The organism is Polaromonas sp. YR568, assembly GCF_943371715.1.
GTDB lineage: Bacteria > Pseudomonadota > Gammaproteobacteria > Burkholderiales > Burkholderiaceae_C > Polaromonas.
Map to the genome: position 1 here is coordinate 87,161 of NZ_CALRVW010000007.1, position 20,281 is coordinate 107,441.

Annotated in this window: 17 protein-coding genes; 2 read left to right on the forward strand and 15 right to left on the reverse strand. The window is 63.6% G+C overall.

Annotated elements, in window-relative coordinates:
* Positions 1-50: 50 nt before the first annotated feature.
* The 8 genes from AAG813_RS07430 to AAG813_RS07465 all read right to left on the reverse strand — a co-directional run bounded on the left by AAG813_RS07430 (position 51) and on the right by AAG813_RS07465 (position 10,947).
* Positions 51-824 carry an ABC transporter permease gene (locus tag AAG813_RS07430; protein WP_341913442.1) on the reverse strand — a complete coding sequence of 258 codons (774 nt, stop codon included), beginning with the start codon at positions 822-824 and terminating at the stop codon, positions 51-53.
* Positions 825-882: 58 nt separating this feature from the next.
* Positions 883-1,311: a hypothetical protein gene (locus tag AAG813_RS07435; protein WP_341913444.1), complete on the reverse strand. Its 429-nt coding sequence runs from the start codon at positions 1,309-1,311 to the stop codon at positions 883-885.
* Positions 1,312-1,367: 56 nt separating this feature from the next.
* Complete coding sequence (locus tag AAG813_RS07440) at positions 1,368-1,817, reverse strand: response regulator (RefSeq protein ID WP_341913446.1); 450 nt, start codon at positions 1,815-1,817, stop codon at positions 1,368-1,370.
* A 208-nt stretch (positions 1,818-2,025) separates the two neighbouring features.
* Positions 2,026-2,292 (reverse strand): DUF5985 family protein, encoded by a 267-nt coding sequence (locus tag AAG813_RS07445; protein ID WP_341913448.1) that lies wholly within the window; start codon positions 2,290-2,292, stop codon positions 2,026-2,028.
* 3 nt (positions 2,293-2,295) lie between these two features.
* Positions 2,296-2,553 carry a DUF5985 family protein gene (locus tag AAG813_RS07450; protein ID WP_341913451.1) on the reverse strand — a complete coding sequence of 86 codons (258 nt, stop codon included), beginning with the start codon at positions 2,551-2,553 and terminating at the stop codon, positions 2,296-2,298.
* A 3-nt stretch (positions 2,554-2,556) separates the two neighbouring features.
* Complete coding sequence (locus tag AAG813_RS07455; protein ID WP_341913453.1) at positions 2,557-3,048, reverse strand: hypothetical protein; 492 nt, start codon at positions 3,046-3,048, stop codon at positions 2,557-2,559.
* Positions 3,049-3,058: 10 nt separating this feature from the next.
* A complete protein-coding gene (locus AAG813_RS07460; RefSeq protein WP_341913456.1) occupies positions 3,059-5,215 on the reverse strand; it encodes a response regulator in 2,157 nt (718 codons plus the stop codon).
* Positions 5,212-10,947 (reverse strand): HAMP domain-containing protein, encoded by a 5,736-nt coding sequence (locus AAG813_RS07465; RefSeq protein WP_341913458.1) that lies wholly within the window; start codon positions 10,945-10,947, stop codon positions 5,212-5,214. The genes AAG813_RS07460 and AAG813_RS07465 overlap by 4 nt, the downstream gene beginning before the upstream one ends.
* A gap of 14 nt (positions 10,948-10,961) precedes the next feature.
* Here AAG813_RS07465 and AAG813_RS07470 point away from each other — a divergent pair, with 14 nt between their 5' ends.
* Positions 10,962-11,135 carry a hypothetical protein gene (locus AAG813_RS07470; protein ID WP_341913460.1) on the forward strand — a complete coding sequence of 58 codons (174 nt, stop codon included), beginning with the start codon at positions 10,962-10,964 and terminating at the stop codon, positions 11,133-11,135.
* A gap of 108 nt (positions 11,136-11,243) precedes the next feature.
* Here AAG813_RS07470 and AAG813_RS07475 read toward each other — a convergent pair whose 3' ends face one another.
* The 3 genes from AAG813_RS07475 to AAG813_RS07485 all read right to left on the reverse strand — a co-directional run bounded on the left by AAG813_RS07475 (position 11,244) and on the right by AAG813_RS07485 (position 13,951).
* On the reverse strand, positions 11,244-11,558 hold the full coding sequence (locus AAG813_RS07475; protein WP_341913462.1) for a hypothetical protein: 315 nt from the start codon (positions 11,556-11,558) through the stop codon (positions 11,244-11,246).
* Between the two features lie 336 nt (positions 11,559-11,894).
* Positions 11,895-12,752 carry an archaetidylserine decarboxylase gene (gene asd, locus AAG813_RS07480; protein WP_341913464.1) on the reverse strand — a complete coding sequence of 286 codons (858 nt, stop codon included), beginning with the start codon at positions 12,750-12,752 and terminating at the stop codon, positions 11,895-11,897.
* A gap of 53 nt (positions 12,753-12,805) precedes the next feature.
* A complete protein-coding gene (locus tag AAG813_RS07485; protein ID WP_341913466.1) occupies positions 12,806-13,951 on the reverse strand; it encodes a PQQ-dependent sugar dehydrogenase in 1,146 nt (381 codons plus the stop codon).
* 236 nt (positions 13,952-14,187) lie between these two features.
* On the opposite strand from AAG813_RS07485, the gene AAG813_RS07490 reads away from it, so the two are divergent.
* Positions 14,188-14,736, forward strand: a complete 549-nt coding sequence (locus AAG813_RS07490; protein ID WP_341913469.1) for a C40 family peptidase — start codon at positions 14,188-14,190, stop codon at positions 14,734-14,736.
* Between the two features lie 77 nt (positions 14,737-14,813).
* Here the strand turns inward: AAG813_RS07490 and AAG813_RS07495 are convergent, their stop codons facing one another.
* The 4 genes from AAG813_RS07495 to aceF all read right to left on the reverse strand — a co-directional run bounded on the left by AAG813_RS07495 (position 14,814) and on the right by aceF (position 20,281).
* Positions 14,814-15,812, reverse strand: coding sequence for a tripartite tricarboxylate transporter substrate binding protein (locus AAG813_RS07495; protein WP_341913471.1), 999 nt, complete (start codon positions 15,810-15,812; stop codon positions 14,814-14,816).
* A gap of 307 nt (positions 15,813-16,119) precedes the next feature.
* Positions 16,120-17,982: a dihydrolipoyl dehydrogenase gene (gene lpdA, locus AAG813_RS07500; RefSeq protein ID WP_341913473.1), complete on the reverse strand. Its 1,863-nt coding sequence runs from the start codon at positions 17,980-17,982 to the stop codon at positions 16,120-16,122.
* A gap of 20 nt (positions 17,983-18,002) precedes the next feature.
* Complete coding sequence (locus AAG813_RS07505) at positions 18,003-18,587, reverse strand: MFS transporter (RefSeq protein ID WP_341913475.1); 585 nt, start codon at positions 18,585-18,587, stop codon at positions 18,003-18,005.
* Positions 18,584-20,281 (reverse strand): dihydrolipoyllysine-residue acetyltransferase, encoded by a 1,698-nt coding sequence (gene aceF, locus AAG813_RS07510; protein ID WP_341913477.1) that lies wholly within the window; start codon positions 20,279-20,281, stop codon positions 18,584-18,586. Before aceF ends, AAG813_RS07505 begins: the two co-directional genes overlap by 4 nt.

Here is a 20,281-nt window from a genome sequence, read left to right on the forward strand (position 1 = left end):
GGATTGGAAGGTAGGGTCCGGACGGAATGTGGGTTGAAGTCGGCTACTGGTTAATAGTAATTGCCCACGAGGGACACCACCTCGATGACCAGGATGACCGCAAACATGCGCACCAGCATGCGCAGCTCGGCGCTGGCGCGAAAACGCAGCTCGGCCGTGTCGTACAGGGCCGAGGCCATCGGGATCAGCGACACGGCCAGACTGAAAAACAGGGTCTTCAGCACGAAGATCAGGGTCACGTCGGGGTTGAACACCTGGCCGAAAAGCCGGGTGTACACCGCCACGCCCGACAGCGTGAAACCGTAACTGGCCAGGTAGGCCATCACCACCGCCACCACGCAACTCAGCGCGGCCAGCGTGACCGTGGCAAAAATGCCGGCCGTCACACGCGGCAGCACCTCCTGGCGGACCGGGTCCACGCCGCGCTGCTGCATGCCCTGCAGCTCACCGCGCTGGCGCATCAGCGAAAGCTCCACGCCGCTGGCAATGGCGCAGCGCAGGGCGACGAACATGGCGGCCGTCAGTGGAATCAGTTCCAGCACCAGCACGCGAATGACCACCTGCAAGGCGTACTGCGACAGGCCGTAACTGAGTGCGGTAACGATGACGATGCGCGTGATGACAACCGTGATCAACGCACACATCAGCGTGAACCCGAGCAGGTTGGGCGCGGTGTTGAGGTAGATGTGGCGCGCCAGCGAACGGCGGTTGTCGCGGGCATAACTCGACGGCGAGATGGCCAGCACCAGGATCAGCGCGCCGAGATGGATCAGGCGCCACCAGCCCACCAGCCAGTTCCGCGCCCTGTGGTTCAGTTCTGCCATCGTGCCGCGCCGACCAGCCAAGGGAGTCATGCGGCCATGATACTGCGCGCGACCGGCCTCAGGCCAGCGGCCCTGCTTCGAGCGGGAGCGATCCGTTCGGAATGCCCGCGGACAGGTTGAGCGCCTGCGCGCAGCGCGCCACCTCGTCGCGATCACCCTGCCACAAGGCGCTGAGGTAGGCCCGGTAGGCCGGGTGCCAGTCGCCGGCTTCTTCCAGCGTGTCCAGCACACCGCCGGCGGAGATCAGGCTCTGCACATGCGCCGCCACCTCGGTGGCCAGGGTGCAGGCGGTGTTGATGACCCGGTCGACATCCTCGTCCTGGGGATTCAATGCGGTGACCCCGAACAGGGAAAAAACCTGTGCCAGCGTCGCCTCGGAAGCAGCGTCGAAGACCTCCTCACCGGTGACCGGGTCCAGCGTTCTCTCGGCGGGAAAGGCGGCCTGTTCGGCGGCGGCCAGCAGTTGCTCGCGAAACAGTGCACTCATGCGTGTGGTCTTCCTATCCATGGTTCGCAGCCGGAGCGGCGGCGATGGCCGAAAGTTTAGGGCATGCGAGGCGTGGCCGCTGGTGCGCCGGCGGGCGGGCCCACCAGGGCACCGCAGTAGGCCAGGAAGTCATCCATCTCGCTGGCCTTGTCGAAGACCGCGTCGGCGCGCAGCGCCAGGCATTTGCGGCGCACCTCCTGGCTCAGCTGGCTGCTCAGCACCACCACCCGCTGGTCCTCCCGGCGCGTGATGCACCAGTTGAGCGCCCCCACGCCGCTGCCCTGCCGCAAGTGCAGGTCGACCACCGCGAGATCCCAGGCGCTGTCGTGGGACGAGAGCCAGTTCGTCGCCGAGAGTTCGTTGTCGGCATAAAACAGCACCTCCACCCCGGGGATCTGCCCGAGTGCGTCCACGATCAGGGATCTCAGCACCCTGTCGTCTTCAATCACGAACACCCTCAGGGGGTAAGGCCCCGCCCTGCCGCCGATTGCGCCCACCCGGTTCATGAGCACATCCACCGGGCTCGCGCCCGGTCAGTCCGCAGTCTGCGGTGGATGTGATTTTTTGCCATGGTCACTCTCGGAAAGCTGCAACAGCCAACAGTCTAGGCAGGGGCTGTCTCTTTGCAATCGCTGTTCAAGCGCGACGTGATGTAGGACAAGTGGGAGCACGCCGATCGCGCAGCGCGGTTCGGGCGGCAGGGGGCCATGCACATCAGGGTTCGGCGTCGGGCCGGTTCTTTTCCCAGATCGCCAGCAGGATCAGCCCGTAGCTCAGGATGCGAATCATGTAATACACCGGAACATCCTCGGGGATGTCGCTGTTCAGGCCCATGTGGATGCGGCTGAAGCCTTCGATCCAGAACGACAGGGCAAAGTAGAGGAAAAAGCGGTCCCTGCTGGTGTGCCAGTACCTGAAGAAAAAAAGCCCCACTGCGAGGGAGCCCAGCGAGATGGCACCGGCCAGCATGTCCTGGACCATGGCTTACTCCTCTTCCCAGATCAGGCCAAACAGCATGAGCACAACAGCCGCCAGCGCAGCCACCAGGCGCCACAGGGTCAGGTCGGTCGTGGTGAACACCAGCTTGTCCAGGACCAGCAGGACGTTGTTGACCGACAGACCCAGGAAACACAGACCGCTCCAGAAAAGCAATCGGTGACCGGAGCGCTGGTAGCCGCGCCACGACAGCCAGGCGCAGGCGACCGAGGTCAACGCGCACAGGGAATAAATCAGTTCGGCCATGGTTCAGGCATCCTTTCGCCAACGGAAGGCATCAGCAAACTTCTGGGCCCGGTCGTCACGTTTGTCCCGCTTGTCTGCCCTGGAATGAACCAGGTGGGTCACCTCGACCAGGTGATGGGCATACACCTCCGCGAGGCCATTCAACATCTGGCGCATTTCTGGCGAAGCGGGCTGGTAGCGGAACTGCGGACCCTCCGCAGGCGAGCCTTCGACCACGCCGGTGGCCTCCAGCTCGGCGAGCAGTTCCTGCGCCCTCCTGTCGCTCACATACAGCCGCTGCGCCACTTGCCGGACCGACCACCGCGTTTCGGGCTGGCTGCGCAGCAACAGCAGTGCCTCCAGATAGGGGATGGAACTGACACTGCCCAGCAGAAAACGCCGCACGTCATCGGGCAGGCCCGCGGTGACGCCGGACAGCGAGGACGCGGCAAAGTCGGGTTGTTTTGGCGGCGTTGCGCTCATCAGGGACCCACGCGCTCCCTTACGTGGCAGCATGAAGCCATGCTCATGACGCGAGCCCGCTCTTCTTCTGCACGGCCTGGCTGATGACAGACAGCAGGAAGTCGATGTCAGCCGGCTTGACGACGTGGTGGTCAAAGCCGGCCCTCTGCGAGCGTTGCCGGCTTTCGGCCTCGCCATAACCGGTCAGCGCAATCAGGAGCGCGTCGCATGTCGCGGGAAGTTTGCGCAGCTGCTGCGCCACTTCGAAACCATTCATGCCCGGCAGGCCGATGTCGAGGATCACGACGGAAGGCAGGAACTCCCTGGCAGCCGCCAGGGCCGACTCACCGTCGGTGGCAACCCTTGCCACATAACCTTCAGACTCCAGCAGCACCTTCATGGTATCGGCGGAAGCGAGCAAATCGTCCACCACGAGAACCCGAACCTGCCCGGTTGGTCGTGCGGCCACGGCGGGAGGACGGGCCGCGGCCAGCGGGAGGTCGGCGGCAGTCGCAAGACGGGCCGGCAGGGACAGCGATATTTCGGTGCCCCGGCCCTGCCCTTCGCTGAAGGCACTGACCGTCCCGCCGTGAAGCTCCACAAGATGCTTGACGAGGGTCAGTCCGATACCCAGACCACCATGGGGACGGTCCAACGCCTGATCGCCCTGGGCAAACAGGTCAAACACGTGCGGCAGGAAGGCCGGGTCGATTCCCTGACCGTTGTCCCTCACCGAGATCCGCAGTTCCTGTCCCGAGAACGCAGCGGCCAGGGAAATCTTCCCGTGAACCGGCGTGAACTTCGATGCGTTGTTCAGCAAATTGGCCAGAATCTGGGACAACCTCACCATATCGCCTTCGATCACGACAGCTTCCCCGGGAAGCTTCACTGACAGCTGCTGCTGGCGTGCCCTGATCAGCGGCTCGCTGGCCTCCACGGCGCGTTCGCAGAGTGTGACCAGGGCCAGCAACTCCGTCTTCACGCTGACCTTGCCGCGCGCGAAGCGCGACACATCCAGCAAGTCATCGACCATGCGCGACATGTGATCGACCTGGCGCCCGATCACATCGCGAGCCCACACCACCGTGGGATCCGACAGCTCGGTGCCATGCAGGATGCGGACCGCATTGCTGATGGGCGCCAGCGGATTGCGCAACTCGTGAGCCAGCATGGCGAGAAATTCATTTTTCCGCGCATCGGCCTCCTGGACCAGGGTATAAAGCCGCGCATTTTCCATCGCAATGGAGGCCCGGCTGACCACCTCATCGATCAGGGACATCCGGGCATGGTGAAAATGCTGGTGCTGGCCAAACAGCAGCAGCGCCCCAAGCGGCCGGTCGCCCGCAAACAGGGGGCAAACCGCGGTCTGCTCGATGTTTTCGGGCAGGGGCGTCAGGCTGCCGGGATCCTCCCACAAGGCCAGCGGCGGAACCAGCTCGATCTGGCGGGACGCCGTGGCCAGGCGGATCACCTGCGCCAGCTGCGGATGAAGCTTGCGCCGCCGCGCCAGGCCGTGGCCGGAAACGGGCAATGAGCCGCTGGCCGAATCTTGCAAACCCGTGCAGCGCAGGTCACCGTGGTCATCCATCAGCGCCACGGCCGCCAGGTCGGCCAGGGAAGGAAGGGCAATCTGGAGCAGCGTACGAATCGTGTCACCGGTGTTGAGCGATCGAGACAGCAGCTGGCTCGCCTCGGACAAGTAGTTGGCCCGCCGGATGGCATCCTCCGCCGCCGAACGGGCGGCTTCGGAGCGGGCCAGCGCCTCGCGCTGCACCATTTGCACCTGAAGCTGGCGATTCATGCGGTACAGGTCAACAAACACCCTGACCTTGGAACGCAGGATTTCCGGCACCACGGGGGTCGAAATGTAGTCCACGGCGCCCAGGGCGTAACCCTGGATGGTCTGCAGTTCATCCGCATAGGCCGTGATGAACAGAATCGGCGTCTTGGCGGTTTTCCGGTACTGGCGAATCAGCTTGGCGGTTTCCAGCCCATCGATGTCGGGCATGTTGACGTCCAGCAGAATCACCGCAAACTCCATCTTCAGGATCAAGCGCAGCGCCTCCTTGCCTGAGCGGGCATGAACCAGGTTCTGGTTGAGTTCCTCCAGGACACTGCCAAACACGACATGTTTTTCCGACAGGTCATCCACCACCAGGATGTTGACCCTGTCCTCGTCGCCACCCTGCGGGACTCCCGCCGGTGCAAGCACGGCGCTCATTGCGGCAACCATGCGCGCAACACCGCCAGCAGGTCCTCGGTGTTGACCGGTTTGGACAGATAGTCCCAGGCGCCGGCTTCGATGCATTTTTCCCGGTCGCCTTTCATGGCCTTGGCGGTGACGGCAATCATGGGCAGGTTCCTGCCAGCCGGCAGCTTGCGGATGGCCTGCATGGTGGCCATGCCATCCATCTCCGGCATCATGATGTCCATCAGGACCAGCTGGATCTGCGGGTCCTCGGTGATCCGCGTGATCGCATCGCGCCCGTTGTCGGCCCAGACGATGTCCATGGCCTCCTCCTCGAGCACGGTGGCCAGCGCAAAAATATTGCGCATGTCATCGTCCACGATCAGCACCCGCTTGCCGGCCAGCGACTTGTTGGACTCGTGCAGGTTTTTCAGCAGGGCATGCTGCGGCATGGACAGGCGCGCCGGGTTGATGTGCAGCGCGTGGATCACCTGGTCCAGCAGCTTGGGCACGGAGCGCGCCTCCCGCACGTTGATCTCGCCACGGGAATGCCACGCGCGGGACTCCTCTGCATCAATGAGTCCGTCGCGGTAGACCACCAGCGGCAGGGGCCCGAGCGACGAGCGGGAGGCCAGCACGTCGCGCCACCCGGCCAGGCCCTCGTCCAGGGACGCTTCATCGGCAATCAGGCAATCGAAGCTGCCGGTCCTCAGCAGCTCGGCGATGTCCTGGCTGGACGCCGCCTTCACGGTGCTGACGCGCTCGTCCTCCAGGTGGGTGCTGATCTGCCGGCGGACCTCGGCATCGCCGATGTGCAGCAGCACGCTGCGTGCCGGCCGGGTCACATAGAGATGCAGCTGCTCGAGCATCCGGTCAAGGATCTCCTTTTGCGCGATCGGCTTGCCGACAAAGGCGAAGGCGCCCGACCGGTAGGCCCGTTCCATGGCATCGTCGGTGGAGATCACGCAAACTGGAATGTGCCGCACGCCCATGTCCTGCTTGAGCCGGTCCAGCACGCGCCAGCCGTCCATGTCCGGCAGGTACATGTCCAGCGTGATGGCCGAAGGCATGAACTGGGTGGCCAGCGTCAGCGCACCCGCGCCGCGGGACGTCACCAGGCCCTTGAAGCCTTTGGCACGCGCCGCATCGAGCAGGAATTCCGCAAAAGCGATGTCGTTTTCAACAATCAGCAGCACCTGGTCACCAGGCTGGATGTTCTGGCGGTCGTCCTTCGCGTCATCGCCCTGCATGGCCAGCATTTCACCGGCCGGCGGCAGCGCGAGTGTTTTGGCAAACAGGCCAGCTCCCTCGACCCGAGCATCGGCGAGGGCAGCCAGCTTGCGGACCGCACGCGTGGTCGGAAAGTTGAGCGGCAGGTAAAGCACAAAGTTGCTGCCCTCGCCGGGCCGGCTGGACAGCCGGATTTCACCGCCCAGCAGCTTGGAGAGTTCGCGGCTGATGGCCAGGCCCAGGCCGGTGCCGCCGTATTTTCGGGAGGTAGAGCCATCGGCCTGCTGGAAGGCTTCAAAAATGATCTGCTGCTTGTCGGCCGAGATGCCAATGCCGGTATCGCTGACGGTGAAGGCCACGACCTGCTGGGCGCGGTTGAGTTCGTCGTGGTCCGGACTCCAGCCCGAATAGGCCTCCTCGATCGCGAGCGCCACATGCCCCTGGTGGGTGAACTTGAAGGCATTGGACAGCAGGTTCTTGAGAATCTGCTGCAGGCGCTTGAGGTCGGTGATCATCGAGGTAGGCAGCTCGGTGCCGGTGGTGATCAGGAACTCGACGTTTTTCGCTTCGGCCACATGGCGGAAGGTGCGCTCCACATACTGCTGGAGGTCGGACAGGCGAATCTCGCTGATGTCGACCACCACCGTGCCCGACTCGATCTTGGACAGGTCAAGAATGTCGTTGATCAGCATCAACAGGTCGTTGCCCGAAGAATGGATGGTCTTCGCAAACTCGACCTGCTTGGGCCGCAGGTTGCCTTCGGGATTCTTGCAAAGCTGGTCGGACAGGATCAGCAGGCTGTTGAGCGGCGTGCGCAGCTCGTGTGACATGTTGGCCAGGAACTCGGACTTGTACTTGGATGTCAGCGAGAGCTGCTTGGCCTTTTCCTCCAGGGCCTGGCGCGCCTGCTCGACTTCCTGGTTCTTGCGCTCGACCTCGTGGTTCTGGTGCGCCAGCAGCCGGGCTTTCTCCTGCAGTTCCTCGTTGGTCTGCTGCAGTTCCTGTTGACGGCTTTGCAGCTCCTGCGCCAGCGACTGGGACTGCGTCAGCAGGTCTTCGGTACGCATGTTGGCCTCGATCGTGTTGATCACGATGCCGATACTTTCCGTCAATTGGTCAAGGAAGGCCTGGTGCGCAGGGTTGAAGCGTTCCAGCGATGCCAGCTCCACCACCCCCCTGACCTGCCCTTCAAAAATGATGGGCAACACCAGGATGTTGAGCGGTGCGACTTCGGTCAGGCCGGAGGAAATTTTCAGGCTGGCGGGCATGGAAGAGGTGAGCAGGATTTTCTGCTTGTCGTAAGCGCACTGGCCTACCAGGCCCTGGCCCAGATCGATTTCCTTGCCGTACGCGCCCTGGCCTTCCGAGGCGTAGCTGGCCATCAGGCGCAGGCGCGGCTTGTCCTGGGTGTAGCGCAGCACGTAAAACTCCGCCTGCTGGGCACCGACCACGGGTGCCAGCTCCGAGAGAATCAAATGGCCCACCGCCACCAGGTCCTTCTGGCCCTGCAGCATGCGGCTGAACTTGGCGAGGTTGGTCTTGAGCCAGTCCTGCTCGGTGTTGACCTGGGTCGTGTCCTTGAGGTTGCGGATCATCTCGTTGACGGTGTCCTTCAGCGCCGCCATCTCGCCGAGCGCCTCGACCGTGATGGAGCGTGTCAGGTCACCCTGCGTCACGGCGGTCGCTACTTCGGCAATCGCACGCACCTGGGTCGTCAGATTCGCAGCCAGCTGGTTCACGTTTTCGGTCAGCCCCTTCCAGGTGCCCGAAGCACCCGGCACCTTGGCCTGGCCGCCCAGCTTGCCCTCGACCCCGACTTCGCGCGCTACGGTGGTGACCTGGTCAGCGAAAGTCGCCAGCGTGTCCGTCATGCCGTTGATGGTGTCGGCCAGCGCGGCAATTTCACCCTTGGCTTCCACCGTGAGCTTGCGGCCGAGGTCGCCGTTGGCCACGGCCGTCACCACCTTGGCGATACCGCGCACCTGGCTGGTCAGGTTGCCGGCCATGAAGTTCACGTTGTCGGTCAGGTCCTTCCAGGTGCCGGCCACACCCTGCACATCGGCCTGGCCACCGAGTTTGCCTTCGGTCCCCACCTCGCGCGCCACCCGTGTCACCTCTGAGGCAAAGGAACGCAGCTGGTCCACCATGGTGTTGATGGTGTTCTTGAGTTCGAGAATCTCGCCCTTCACGTCCACGGTGATCTTCTTGGACAGGTCACCAGCCGCAACGGCCTTGGTCACGTCGGCGATGTTGCGCACCTGGCTGGTCAGGTTGCCGGCCATGAAGTTCACGTTGTCGGTCAGGTCCTTCCAGGTGCCGGCCACACCCTGCACATCGGCCTGGCCACCGAGTTTGCCCTCGGTACCCACCTCGCGCGCGACCCGCGTCACTTCCGACGCAAACGAGCGCAGCTGGTCCACCATGGTGTTGATGGTGTTCTTGAGTTCGAGGATCTCGCCCTTGACGTCCACCGTGATCTTCTTGGACAGGTCGCCCGCTGCCACCGCGGTCGTCACCTCGGCAATGTTGCGCACCTGTGCCGTCAGGTTCGAGCCCATGGAGTTGACCGAATCGGTCAGGTCTTTCCAGGTACCCGCCACGCCCTGCACATCGGCCTGGCCACCGAGTTTTCCCTCGGTACCCACCTCGCGCGCCACCCGTGTCACGTCGGACGCGAACGAGGTGAGCTGGTCCACCAGGGGGTTGATGGTGTTTTTCAGTTCGAGGATCTCGCCCTTCACGTCCACCGTGATCTTCTTGGACAGGTCGCCGGCTGCCACCGCGGTCGTCACCTCGGCAATGTTACGCACCTGCGCCGTCAGGTTCGAGCCCATGGAGTTGACCGAATCGGTCAGGTCTTTCCAGGTACCCGCCACGCCCTGCACATCGGCCTGGCCGCCGAGTTTGCCCTCGGTACCGACCTCGCGCGCCACCCGTGTCACTTCGGACGCGAACGAGGAGAGCTGGTCCACCATGGTGTTGATGGTGTTTTTCAGTTCGAGAATCTCGCCCTTCACGTCCACCGTGATTTTCTTGGACAGGTCACCGGCCGCGACGGCCTTGGTCACGTCGGCGATGTTGCGCACCTGGCTGGTCAGGTTGCCGGCCATGAAGTTCACGTTGTCGGTCAAATCCTTCCAGGTCCCGGCCACACCCTGCACATCGGCCTGGCCGCCCAGTTTTCCTTCAGTACCGACCTCGCGCGCCACCCGAGTCACCTCGGAGGCAAACGAGCGCAGCTGGTCCACCATGGTGTTGATGGTGTTCTTGAGCTCGAGGATCTCGCCCTTGACGTCCACCGTGATCTTCTTGGACAGGTCACCCGCTGCCACGGCCGTTGTCACCTCGGCAATGTTGCGCACCTGCGCCGTCAGGTTCGAGCCCATGGAGTTGACCGAATCTGTCAGGTCTTTCCAAGTACCCGCCACGCCCTGCACATCGGCCTGGCCACCGAGCTTGCCTTCAGTTCCCACCTCGCGGGCCACACGCGTGACCTCCGACGCGAAGGAGCGCAGCTGGTCCACCATGGTGTTGATGGTGTTCTTGAGCTCGAGAATTTCACCCTTCACGTCCACCGTGATTTTCTTGGACAGGTCGCCGGCTGCCACCGCCGTTGTCACCTCGGCAATGTTGCGCACCTGTGCCGTCAGGTTCGAGCCCATGGAGTTGACCGAATCTGTCAGGTCTTTCCACGTGCCCGCCACGCCCTGCACGTCCGCCTGGCCACCGAGCTTGCCTTCGGTTCCGACCTCGCGTGCGACACGGGTGACCTCGGCCGAAAAGGTCCCGAGCTGTTCGACCATCTTGTTGATGATCATGGCCGTGCGCAAAAACTCCCCTTCGAGGGCCCGGCCTTCGGCCTCCAGTGCCATGCTTTTGGAGAGATCGCCCTGCGCAACGGCGCCAATCACACGTGCGACTTCGCTGGTGGGATGCACCAGGTCGGCAATCAGGGAGTTGATGGACTCGGCGGACTCGCGCCAGAAGCCGCTGGCATTGGGCACCCGGGCTCTTTCCCTGAGTTTTCCTTCCTTGCCCACAACACGGCTCAGACGGGCCACCTCTTCAGCCATGCTGACGTTTTCTGCGACCACGTCGTTGAATGCATCGGCCAGCTTGCCGGGAAGGCCGGTCCAGTCCTGCGGCAAGGCCGCCGTCGCGTCGCCCTTGCGCAAAGCGACCAGGGCCGACAGAAAAATCCTGTTCTGCTCTGCCGCGGCCTCGGTTTCTGCGCAAGCGCTGTCGACTGCGGCGACGCTGTCCTGCCAGAAGCCCGTCAGCCTGGGCTGCTCCGTCCGCGACGACCCGCGCTGGCCGGCCGCCTTGCGGGGGTGCGGCGCCCTGAGCCGGCTGGCCGCAAAGCCGCTGACCGCCACCAACTGGTTGAATTCTTCAGCCAGCTTGCCGTGAATGCCGTCCCACCCCGTGGGCAAACTGACATTGGCATCGCCGCGGCGCAATGCGTTCAGGGCCTCGAGCAATGTCTTGAGTTCGGTATCCCGTTCGACCAAGGGCTGTCCCGCTAATGCCGCCATGGAAGTGTCCCTTTTTGAAATATGCACGTCTGGTTACCGGACTGCGAATTTACCGTTCAGAACCGGGGCAGACAACAAAAGCAAACGCCGTTTTCAAAAAAACACCAACAGGTGTTGGGCAACGCCAGCAAACCGTTGAACTATGGAAAAAGGACTACAAAAAATATGGGTCTGCAGATTTATATTGACCGGTTTTTCTAAAAATATCCGGCCGGGCACGGAAGCTCGGGCAACCATGCTGCCTGGCGGCAAGGGGATGCAAAAAAAGAAAGACCGCTGGCCGATCAGGCTGTGGTTTAGCGAGCCGGCGCCAGCCTGACGTCGATATAAAGCTCTTCCAGCGCACCGGTGTAACCTTCAAAAGCGAGCAGTCGCGCGGCGGCTTCGGCACGCTCCCAGCGCACGATGGCCTGCTTTTCTTCCAGTGAGAGATCCAGCCCTGTCGCCTCGTCCTCCCGGGTCTTGGCCTGCACCCAGGCGCGGCGCGCCTGCGCCACCTGCTCCGGACTACCGAGCTGCTGGATCAGGACCTGGTCATACCGCCGCTCGATGAGTCGGCGCTGTTCCTCCGGAAATTCCTCGTTGTCCACCAAGCGTATGAGGTAATTCATCACGTCCTCGTTTCCCCGGGAAGCTGCGGGATGCTCTTCCAGCACGGCAGGCCCGTCGCCGCCGTTTGCACAACCACCAGAACTGGAATTTATAAGCGTTGGCCAGGGCGAGCAGCCAGACCCCTGTCAACTCTGACAGGGGTGGCGGGTAAGCAGGGGCCCGTTCAGCCGGCGCGGCAATGCGTGGCGGCGGTTCCGGCGTACCTCAGCCCGGTCCGCTGCAAGCCAGCCGGACCGCCTTTTTTCTGAAAAAAAATGCCTCTAACCCTTATTTAACGGGCGCAGGCAGCTATGTTATTCATAGCAAGGAAGGACACTGCGGTCGAGCCGCCAGTATCAAGGGGCTGGGCAGTTCGCCATCATTTCCCCGAGCCGGACCGCTGCGCCCGGTGCCCAGGCCGGGTTGAAGCGGCAGGGCCCCTTGGGAAACAGCATCACCACGGTAGAGCCGAGCAGAAAGCGGCCCATTTCGTCGCCCTGCGCAAGTTCCACCGGCGGCTGACCCTCGTCGTAGCGCCACTCGCGCACTTCTTTCGTCCGGGGCGGGTTGACCACGCCGTGCCAGACCGTGGCCATGCTGCCGACAATGGTGGCGCCCACCAGCACCAGCACAAACGGCCCGCGCGCCGACTCGAACACGCAGACCACCCGCTCGTTGCGCGCAAACAGCCCGGGCACGCCGCGCGCCGTGGCCGGATTGACCGAAAACAGCTCGCCCGGCACATAAATCATGCGTTGCAGGCGCCCGCCCGTGGGCATGTGGATGCGGTGGTAGTCCTTGGGGCTGAGGTAAATCGTGGCGAAACTGCCGCCTTCGAACCGCGCGGCCAGTTCCCGGTCGCCGCCGACCAGGGCAGTCGTCGAGTAGTGATGCCCCTTGGCCTGGAAAATCCGGTCGCCCTCGATCGCGCCGAACTGGCTGATCGCGCCGTCCACCGGACAGACCAGGTCGGCCGCGGCCAGCGGACGTGCGCCCGGCTTGAGCGCCCGCGTGAAAAATTCGTTGAAGGTCGGGTAGCTGGCAATGTCAGGGTTGGCGGCCTCGGCCATGTTGACGCCGTATTTGCCGACAAACCAGCGGATGATGCGTGTCGTGACCGCGCCGCCCCGCATGGAGGCAATGTGGCTGCCGAATTCCGTCAGTGCCTGCTTGGGCAGGAGGTATTGCAGAAATACTTCAAATCGTTCGGACACGCGCGCTCACTGTGGACTGGAGAAGCGCCCATTCTATAGAGGCAGACCCTGCATCAACCGGGCTGCAGCCGCAGCAGGCGCCCGCGCGGGCTGTCGGTCAGCACATAAAGCAGGCCGTCCGGCCCCTGCCGCACATCGCGAATGCGCTCGCCACCGCCATCGAGCAGCTTGTGCTCGCGCACGACCTGGCCCTTGAACGGTGCGCTCAATTCGATGCGATTGAGATAGGCGAACTTCAGCGAACCGACAAACAGGTTGCCCTGCCAAGCCGGGCCGTAACGCGTGCTCGTCAGGAACACCATGCCCGACGGTGCGATGGATGGCACCCAGTAATGCAGCGGCTGCTCCATGCCGGCCCTGGCGGTGATGCCTTCGCCCATCTTGCCACCACCGTAGTTTTCGCCATAGGTGATCACCGGCCAGCCGTAGTTGCGGCCGGGCTGCGGCAGGTTGATTTCATCGCCGCCCTGCGGGCCGTGCTCGTGGGTCCAGTAGCCGCCGTCGGGCGCCAGGGTTGCGCCCTGCATGTTGCGGTGGCCATAACTCCAGATTTCCGGCAAGGCGCCGGCCCGCCCGACAAAGGGGTTGTCTTTCGGAACGCTGCCGTCCTTGTTGATGCGGACCACCTTGCCGTGGTGGTTGTCGAGTTTTTGCGCGTCCTGCATGCGCGAATAACGGTCGCCCAGGGTCAGGAACAGCGTGCCGTCGGGCTTGCCGTCCTTGTGGGCTTCCACAATGCGGCAGCCAAAATGCGCACTGCTGGAAAACTTCGGTTTCTGGCTGAACAGCACCTGCACGTCTTCGAGCCGGCTGTTGTCAGCGGCCAGGGTGGCGCGGGCCAGCGCCGTGCTGTTGCCGCCACCCGAGACGGCCGGCTCGGAAAAGCAGAAGTAGATCCTGCGGTTGGTCGCAAAGCCGGCATCCGTGATGACATCGAGCAGCCCGCCCTGCCCGCCGGCGTCAATCGCGGGCAGACCGGCCACGGGCGGGCCGAGCCGGCCGTCGGGCTCCACCACCCGCAGGCGGCCCGGCCTTTCCGTGACCAGGAAGCGGCCCTGCGGCAGAAAAGCCAGGGCCCAGGGGTTTTGCAGGCCGGTGGCGACGGCCTCCGGTCGAACCGCCTGCGCCTGTGCGTTGGCACCGGAAATTGCTATAAATACAGTAGCACACAGCGCAAACGGAATAAGGGTTAGGCGCATTTTTCACTCCTAGATTCAGACCAAAAATCCGCACGACGACTGGCGCCGGTTCTTGTCGCAATATGCCACCGTCGCCTTGTCGGTGTCGGCCCATGGGTTTTCCCTGAGAAAGGCGCGGTTATTCAGCCCAAAAAGCGCTTATTGTCGTAAATCGTTACAAATCAATGGCTTACCAACGCATTCTAGAAAAAACTTTAGCTTGACGTAGGACTTGTCCTTCAAGTACTCTTGCGGCCATGCGTATCCCCCTGCTTCTGACCTGCCTTCTGCTCGCTTCCGCTGTGCAGGCTGCACCGGGCCATTCCGGTGACGACATGGACAAATTCCTCGCCGACAAGGGTCTGCTCAACAGGATGGACCAGGTGCGGCAGTCGGTCAGCCACAAGGCCTCCGAGCTGGTGGTCAATGCCATGGGATTCCTGGGCGTGCCTTACCGGCGCGGCGGCAACACCGCCGAGAGCGGGGTGGATTGCAGCGGTTTTGTGAAAGCCATCTACGAGCAGACCGTGGGTCTGGTCTTGCCACGGCGCGCCGAACAGCAGGCTGCCGCCACACAGAACATCGACAGAAAAGAATTGCAGCCCGGCGACCTGGTGTTTTTCAACACCATGAAGCGGGCCTTCAGCCATGTCGGCATTTATGTCGGCGAAGGCAAATTCATCCATGCGCCCAAGCCGGGCGCCCAGGTGCGGGTTGAAAGCCTGAGCGTGGCTTACTGGGCGCACCGCTTCGACGGTGCGCGCCGCGTCCAGGGCACCGCCCAGGCCAACGCGACCGGCGAATAAGCAGCGGCCGCCCGCGGCCCCCTTCCCGTTCCTCTTCTTTTCCGTCTTACTTCCTGCCCTGCTTTAGCGGGCCGGCCTCAATCGGCCTTGACGCCGGCCTCCCGGATCACCTTCGCCCATTTGGTCGTCTCCAGTGCAATAAAGGCGTCGAACTCCTCGGGCGTTCCGCCGACACCGAAGGTCCCCATGGCATCGAGCCGCGCACGTGTGTCATCGCTGCGGATGATGCGCCCGACCTCGTCCGACATGCGCCGGACAATGTCCTTCGGTGTGGCCGCCGGTGCCAGCATGCCGGCCCAGGTGCTGCCGGTGAAGCCGGCAAACCCCTGCTCGATAAAGGTCGGGACGTCCGGCACTGCCGGCAGACGGCGATCACTCGCGACGCCGATCAGCCGCACCCGGCCTGCCTTGCCCTGGTTGATCAGCCCGGTCGGCGCGTCAAAAAACAGCTGAATCTGCCCGCCTATCAGATCCGTCAGGGCCGGCACCGCGCCGCGGTAGGGAATGTGCACCATGTAGGTCCTGGTGATGGACTTGAGCAGCTCGCTGGTCAGGTGGGCGGCTGAACCGTTGCCGGAAGACCCGAAGCTGACCTTGCCGGGGTGGGCACGCGCATAGTCGATCAGCTCTTTCGCCGTCTTGAAGGGTGCGTCGTTGTTGACGGCGGCCAGCAGCGGCGAAATGCCCATCAGGGAGACACCGGTCAGATCCTTGCGCGGGTCGTAGGGCAGCTTGGGGTAGAGCGTGGTGTTGGCGGCATAGGCGGCAATCACCACGGCAAAGGTGCTGCCGTCGGCCGGCGCCTTGGCCAGCAGGTCCACGCCAATGATGCTGTTGGCGCCCGGCTTGTTGTCGATGGTCACGGTCTGCTGCAGCCGGTTCTGCAGGCCCACCTGCACAATGCGCGCCATCTGGTCGGTGAAGCCGCCGGGCGTGTAGGGCACGATGATGCGGATCGGCTTGTTCGGCCAGGCGCTCTGGGCCAGCAGCGGCGCACAGACGGTGGCCGCGCCCGCCGTGATGGCCAGGTTGAAACGGCGGCGGGACAGCGAGCGCGAAGATTTGATTTCAGACATGGGTTCTCCGGAGGATGTCCTTCATTCTGGGCCTCAGTCCAGACAGCGGCCACCGGGTTTGCCCCCGAAAACAGATGCGACGGCCCCCGGGCTGACACCTGCGCGACGCGCGCTGTTCTGCAAGGCAGAATGCGGCGCAAACCGGACGCGTCCGGCAGGCGATCCGAGGGGCTTTTTCCTTGGGGGCCCCCTGACATCCACGATGGAGACTGCCTCGCTCACCACACCGACGAACAGCCACACCCACAAGGCAAAAAGCCCGAACCGGTAAAGGCTCGGGCTTTGGAGGGTGACCTGGATGCCTGGTTTACTTGCGCGCCGGCGGCAAATCCGTGCAACTGCCGTGCGCCACTTCCGCCGCCATGCCGATGCTTTCGCCGAGGGTCGGGTGCGGGTGAATCGTCTTGCCGATGTCCACCGCGTCTGCGCCCATCTCGATGGCCAGTGCGATCTCGCCGATCATGTCGCCGGCATGCGTGCCGACGATGCCGCCGCCGAGGATCTTGCCGTGGCCATGCGCCTCGGGTGAGTCATCGAACAGCAGCTTGGTGAAACCTTCGTCGCGGCCATTCGCAATGGCCCGCCCGGAGGCGTTCCACGGGAACAAGCCTTTCTTCACCTTGATGCCCTGCGCCTTCGCCTGGTCTTCGGTCAGGCCCACCCAGGCGATTTCGGGGTCGGTGTAAGCCACGCTGGGAATCACGCGGGCGTTGAAGGCGGCACTGGCCAGTTCCTTGTTGCCCTGCAGCTCACCGGCAATCACTTCAGCGGCCACATGGCCTTCGTGCACCGCCTTGTGCGCCAGCATGGGCTGGCCGACGATGTCGCCGATGGCGAAAATATGCGGCACGTTGGTGCGCATCTGGATGTCCACCGGAACGAAGCCGCGGTCGGTGACGGAGACGCCGGCCTTCTCGGCCGCAATCTTCTTGCCGTTCGGCGTGCGACCGACAGCCTGCAGCACCAGGTCGTAGGTTTGCGGTGCCGGAGCGCCCTCGCCTTCAAACGTCACCTCGATGCCGGCGGGGGTAGCCTTGGCACCGACGGTTTTGGTTTTGAGCATGATGTTGTCGAAACGCGGTGCGTTCATCTTCTGCCAGACCTTGACGAGGTCGCGGTCGGCGCCCTGCATCAGCCCGTCCATCATTTCGACCACGTCCAGGCGCGCGCCCAGCGTGGAATAGACCGTGCCCATCTCCAGCCCGATGATGCCGCCGCCGAGAATCAACATGCGTTTGGGGACCTCTTTCAACGCCAGTGCGCCGGTGGAGTCAACCACACGCGGGTCTTCGGGCATGAAAGGCAAACGCACCGCCTGCGAGCCGGCCGCGATGATGCAGTTCTTGAAGGTTATCGTCTGCTTCTTGCCGGTTTTTTCCTGTGCGCCACCGGCGGTTTCTTCCACTTCCACATGGTTGGCGCCGACGAAGGCGCCGTAACCGCGAACCACTGTGACCTTGCGCATCTTGGCCATCGCGCTGAGGCCGCCCGTCAGCTTGCCCACGACTTTTTCCTTGTGGGTACGCAGCTTGTCGATGTCGAGTACCGGCTCGCCGAAGCTCACGCCCAGGCTGTCGAAATGTTTAACCTCGTCCATCACCGCGGCGACGTGCAGCAAGGCCTTGGACGGGATGCAGCCGACATTCAGGCAGACGCCGCCCAGGGTGGCGTAACGCTCGACGATGATGACTTTCAGGCCGAGGTCGGCGGCGCGGAAAGCGGCCGAATAACCGCCGGGTCCGGCGCCCAGCACCAGCAGGTCGCAGTCCAGGTCGGCTTTACCGCCAAAGCTGGCGGCGGCTGGTGCCGCTACTTTTTCAGGAGCTGCCGGCGCAGATGCAGCGGGGGCTGGCTGCTGGATTTTCGAGCCCTCCCCCTGGGGGGAGGGTTGGGGTGAGGGAGAGCCAGTTTGACCCGAAGGGGAACTCGTTGTGGTGCTTTCAAGCACCGCAATGAGAGACCCTTGTTTGACCTTGTCGCCGAGTTTGACCTTGAGCTCCTTGACGACGCCGGCATGGCTGGACGGAATCTCCATCGAGGCCTTGTCGCTTTCCACGGTCAGCAGGCTCTGGTCGGCCGCGATGCTGTCGCCGGGCTTGACCAGCAGTTCGATCACGGTGACCTCGTCGAAGTCCCCGATGTCGGGAACGGTAATGTCTATCAATGCCATGTCTCTTGTCTCCGCTTGATTTACTTTTTCAGCCTGACGGTGAACAGTTCCACCGGCCCGCCGGAGTTCTTGTCGAACTCGCAGCCCGCGTGCACGCCGGCCAGCGCCACTTCGCGCGCTGTTTTCGCCTTGCCCCAGGTGGCATGCATGGCCCCCAGTGCAAAGCTGCGCCCCGAGCCGATGGCCCAGAACTCCTTGAATTCAAAGACCTCACGGTAGCTGTAAAGCCCGTAAATGCCGGTGGCGTTGGCAATCAGCGCGCTGAACTGGCTGGACTCGTAGGGATCGTTGTCGTCTTCCTTGGTCTGCAGGAAAAAGATGTCTTTCAGCACGGGATGCAGCTTGTGGAAGGTGTCGAACACCTCGTCCTTGCTGCCCAGCCGGAGCTGGTCCTTGGGCAGTGCCGCCATGGCCTTGCGCAGCACCGGGAAATGCGCCGCTGTGCCGGCCATGCCGACGTAGCTGCCGCCGGCCGGTGTCTCGACCTTGAAGATCTTCTCGTTGGCTTCGAAGCGGCTGCCCAGGCGCGTATCGCCGAAGGTGATCAGCGCGTCGGTGGCGATCACCGCCTGCCCGGCTTTCCTGACAGCGACCAGAGTCGTCACAAAAGAACCCGACGGAAGTCACCCAGGATCTGGCCCAGGTAGGCATTGAAGCGCGCGGCCGAAGCGCCGTCGATGACGCGGTGGTCCCAGCTCAGGGACAGCGGCAACATCAGGCGCGGCTGGAAGGCCTCGCCGTCCCACACCGGCTGGGTGCTCGATTTGCAGACGCCGAGGATGGCGACTTCCGGCGCGTTGATGATGGGTGTGAAATAACGCCCGCCTATGCCGCCCAGCGACGAGATGGTGAACCCCGCGCCCTGCATGTCGGCCGGGCTGAGCTTGCCGTCGCGCGCTTTTTTCGCCAGTTCGCCCATCTCCTGCGAGATCTGCACCACGCCCTTTTTGTCGGCGTCCTTGATGACGGGAACGACCAGGCCGTTGGGCGTGTCGGCGGCGAAGGCCACGTTGTAATACTGCTTGAGCACCAGCTGGTCGCCGTCCAGCGAGGCATTGAACTCGGGGAATTTCTTCAGCGCTGCGACCGAGGCCTTGATCAGAAAAGCCAGCATGGTGATCTTGATGCCGGCCTTTTCGTTTTCCTTGTTCATCAGCACGCGGAAGGCTTCCAGCTCGGTGATGTCCGCATCGTCGTGGTTGCAGACGTGCGGAATCATGACCCAGTTGCGGTGCAGGTTGGCGCCACTGATCTTCTTGATCCGCGACATGTCCTTGCGCTCGACCGGGCCGAACTTCGTGAAGTCCACCTTGGGCCAGGGCAGCAGGTCCAGACCTGCGCCGCCGCCCGACGTAGCGGGCGCTTTGGCAGCCTGCGCCTGGGTGCGTGCTTCGCCGGCCATCACCGCCTTGGTGAAACCCTGCACGTCGTCCAGCGTGATGCGGCCCTTGGGACCACTGCCCTTGACCTCCGCCAGGGGAACGCCGAGTTCGCGCGCGAACTTGCGCACGGACGGTGAGGCATGCGGCAACTGGCCCGATGGTGCAGACGGCTCGTGGGCCGGCAAGGCGGCCGGCTGTACAGCGGCTGGCGCCGGCGCGCTGGCCCGGCTGGCAGCGGGCGCTGCTGCGGCGGCGGGTGCCGCTGCCGGAGCTGGAGCTGGAGCGGAGGCAGGTGCCGCAGCAGCGGCCGGTGCCGAAGTGCCCTCCAGAATCGCGAGCAGGTCGCCGATGTTGATCTTGTCGCCGAGCTTGACCTTGAGTTCCCGGATCACGCCCGAGCTCGATGACGGAATCTCCATCGAGGCCTTGTCGGACTCCACGGTCACCAGCGACTGCTCGGCCTTGACCGTGTCGCCGACCTTGACCAGCACCTCGATGACGGCCACGTCCTTGAAGTCGCCGATGTCCGGCACGCGGACCTCGACCGGGCCGGCGGTGGCAGTCGGTGCGGCGGCGGATGCTACTGAATCAGTAGCTGCCGACGCAGGTGCAGCGGGGGCTGGCGCCGCATTTTGTTCAGAAACAGGAGCAGTAGCTGGTGCTGCGGCCGTAGCCGCGCCCTCGCCTTCGAGCACCAGCACGACCGATCCCTGCTTGACCTTGTCGCCCAGCTTGACCCTGACCTCCTTGACCACGCCGGCCTGGCTCGAGGGAATTTCCATCGAGGCCTTGTCCGATTCGACCGTGATCAGCGACTGCTCTGCCTTGACGGTGTCACCCGGCTTGACCAGCAGCTCGATGACCGTTACCTCGTCAAAGTCCCCGATGTCGGGAACCTGTATGTCTACCAATGCCAT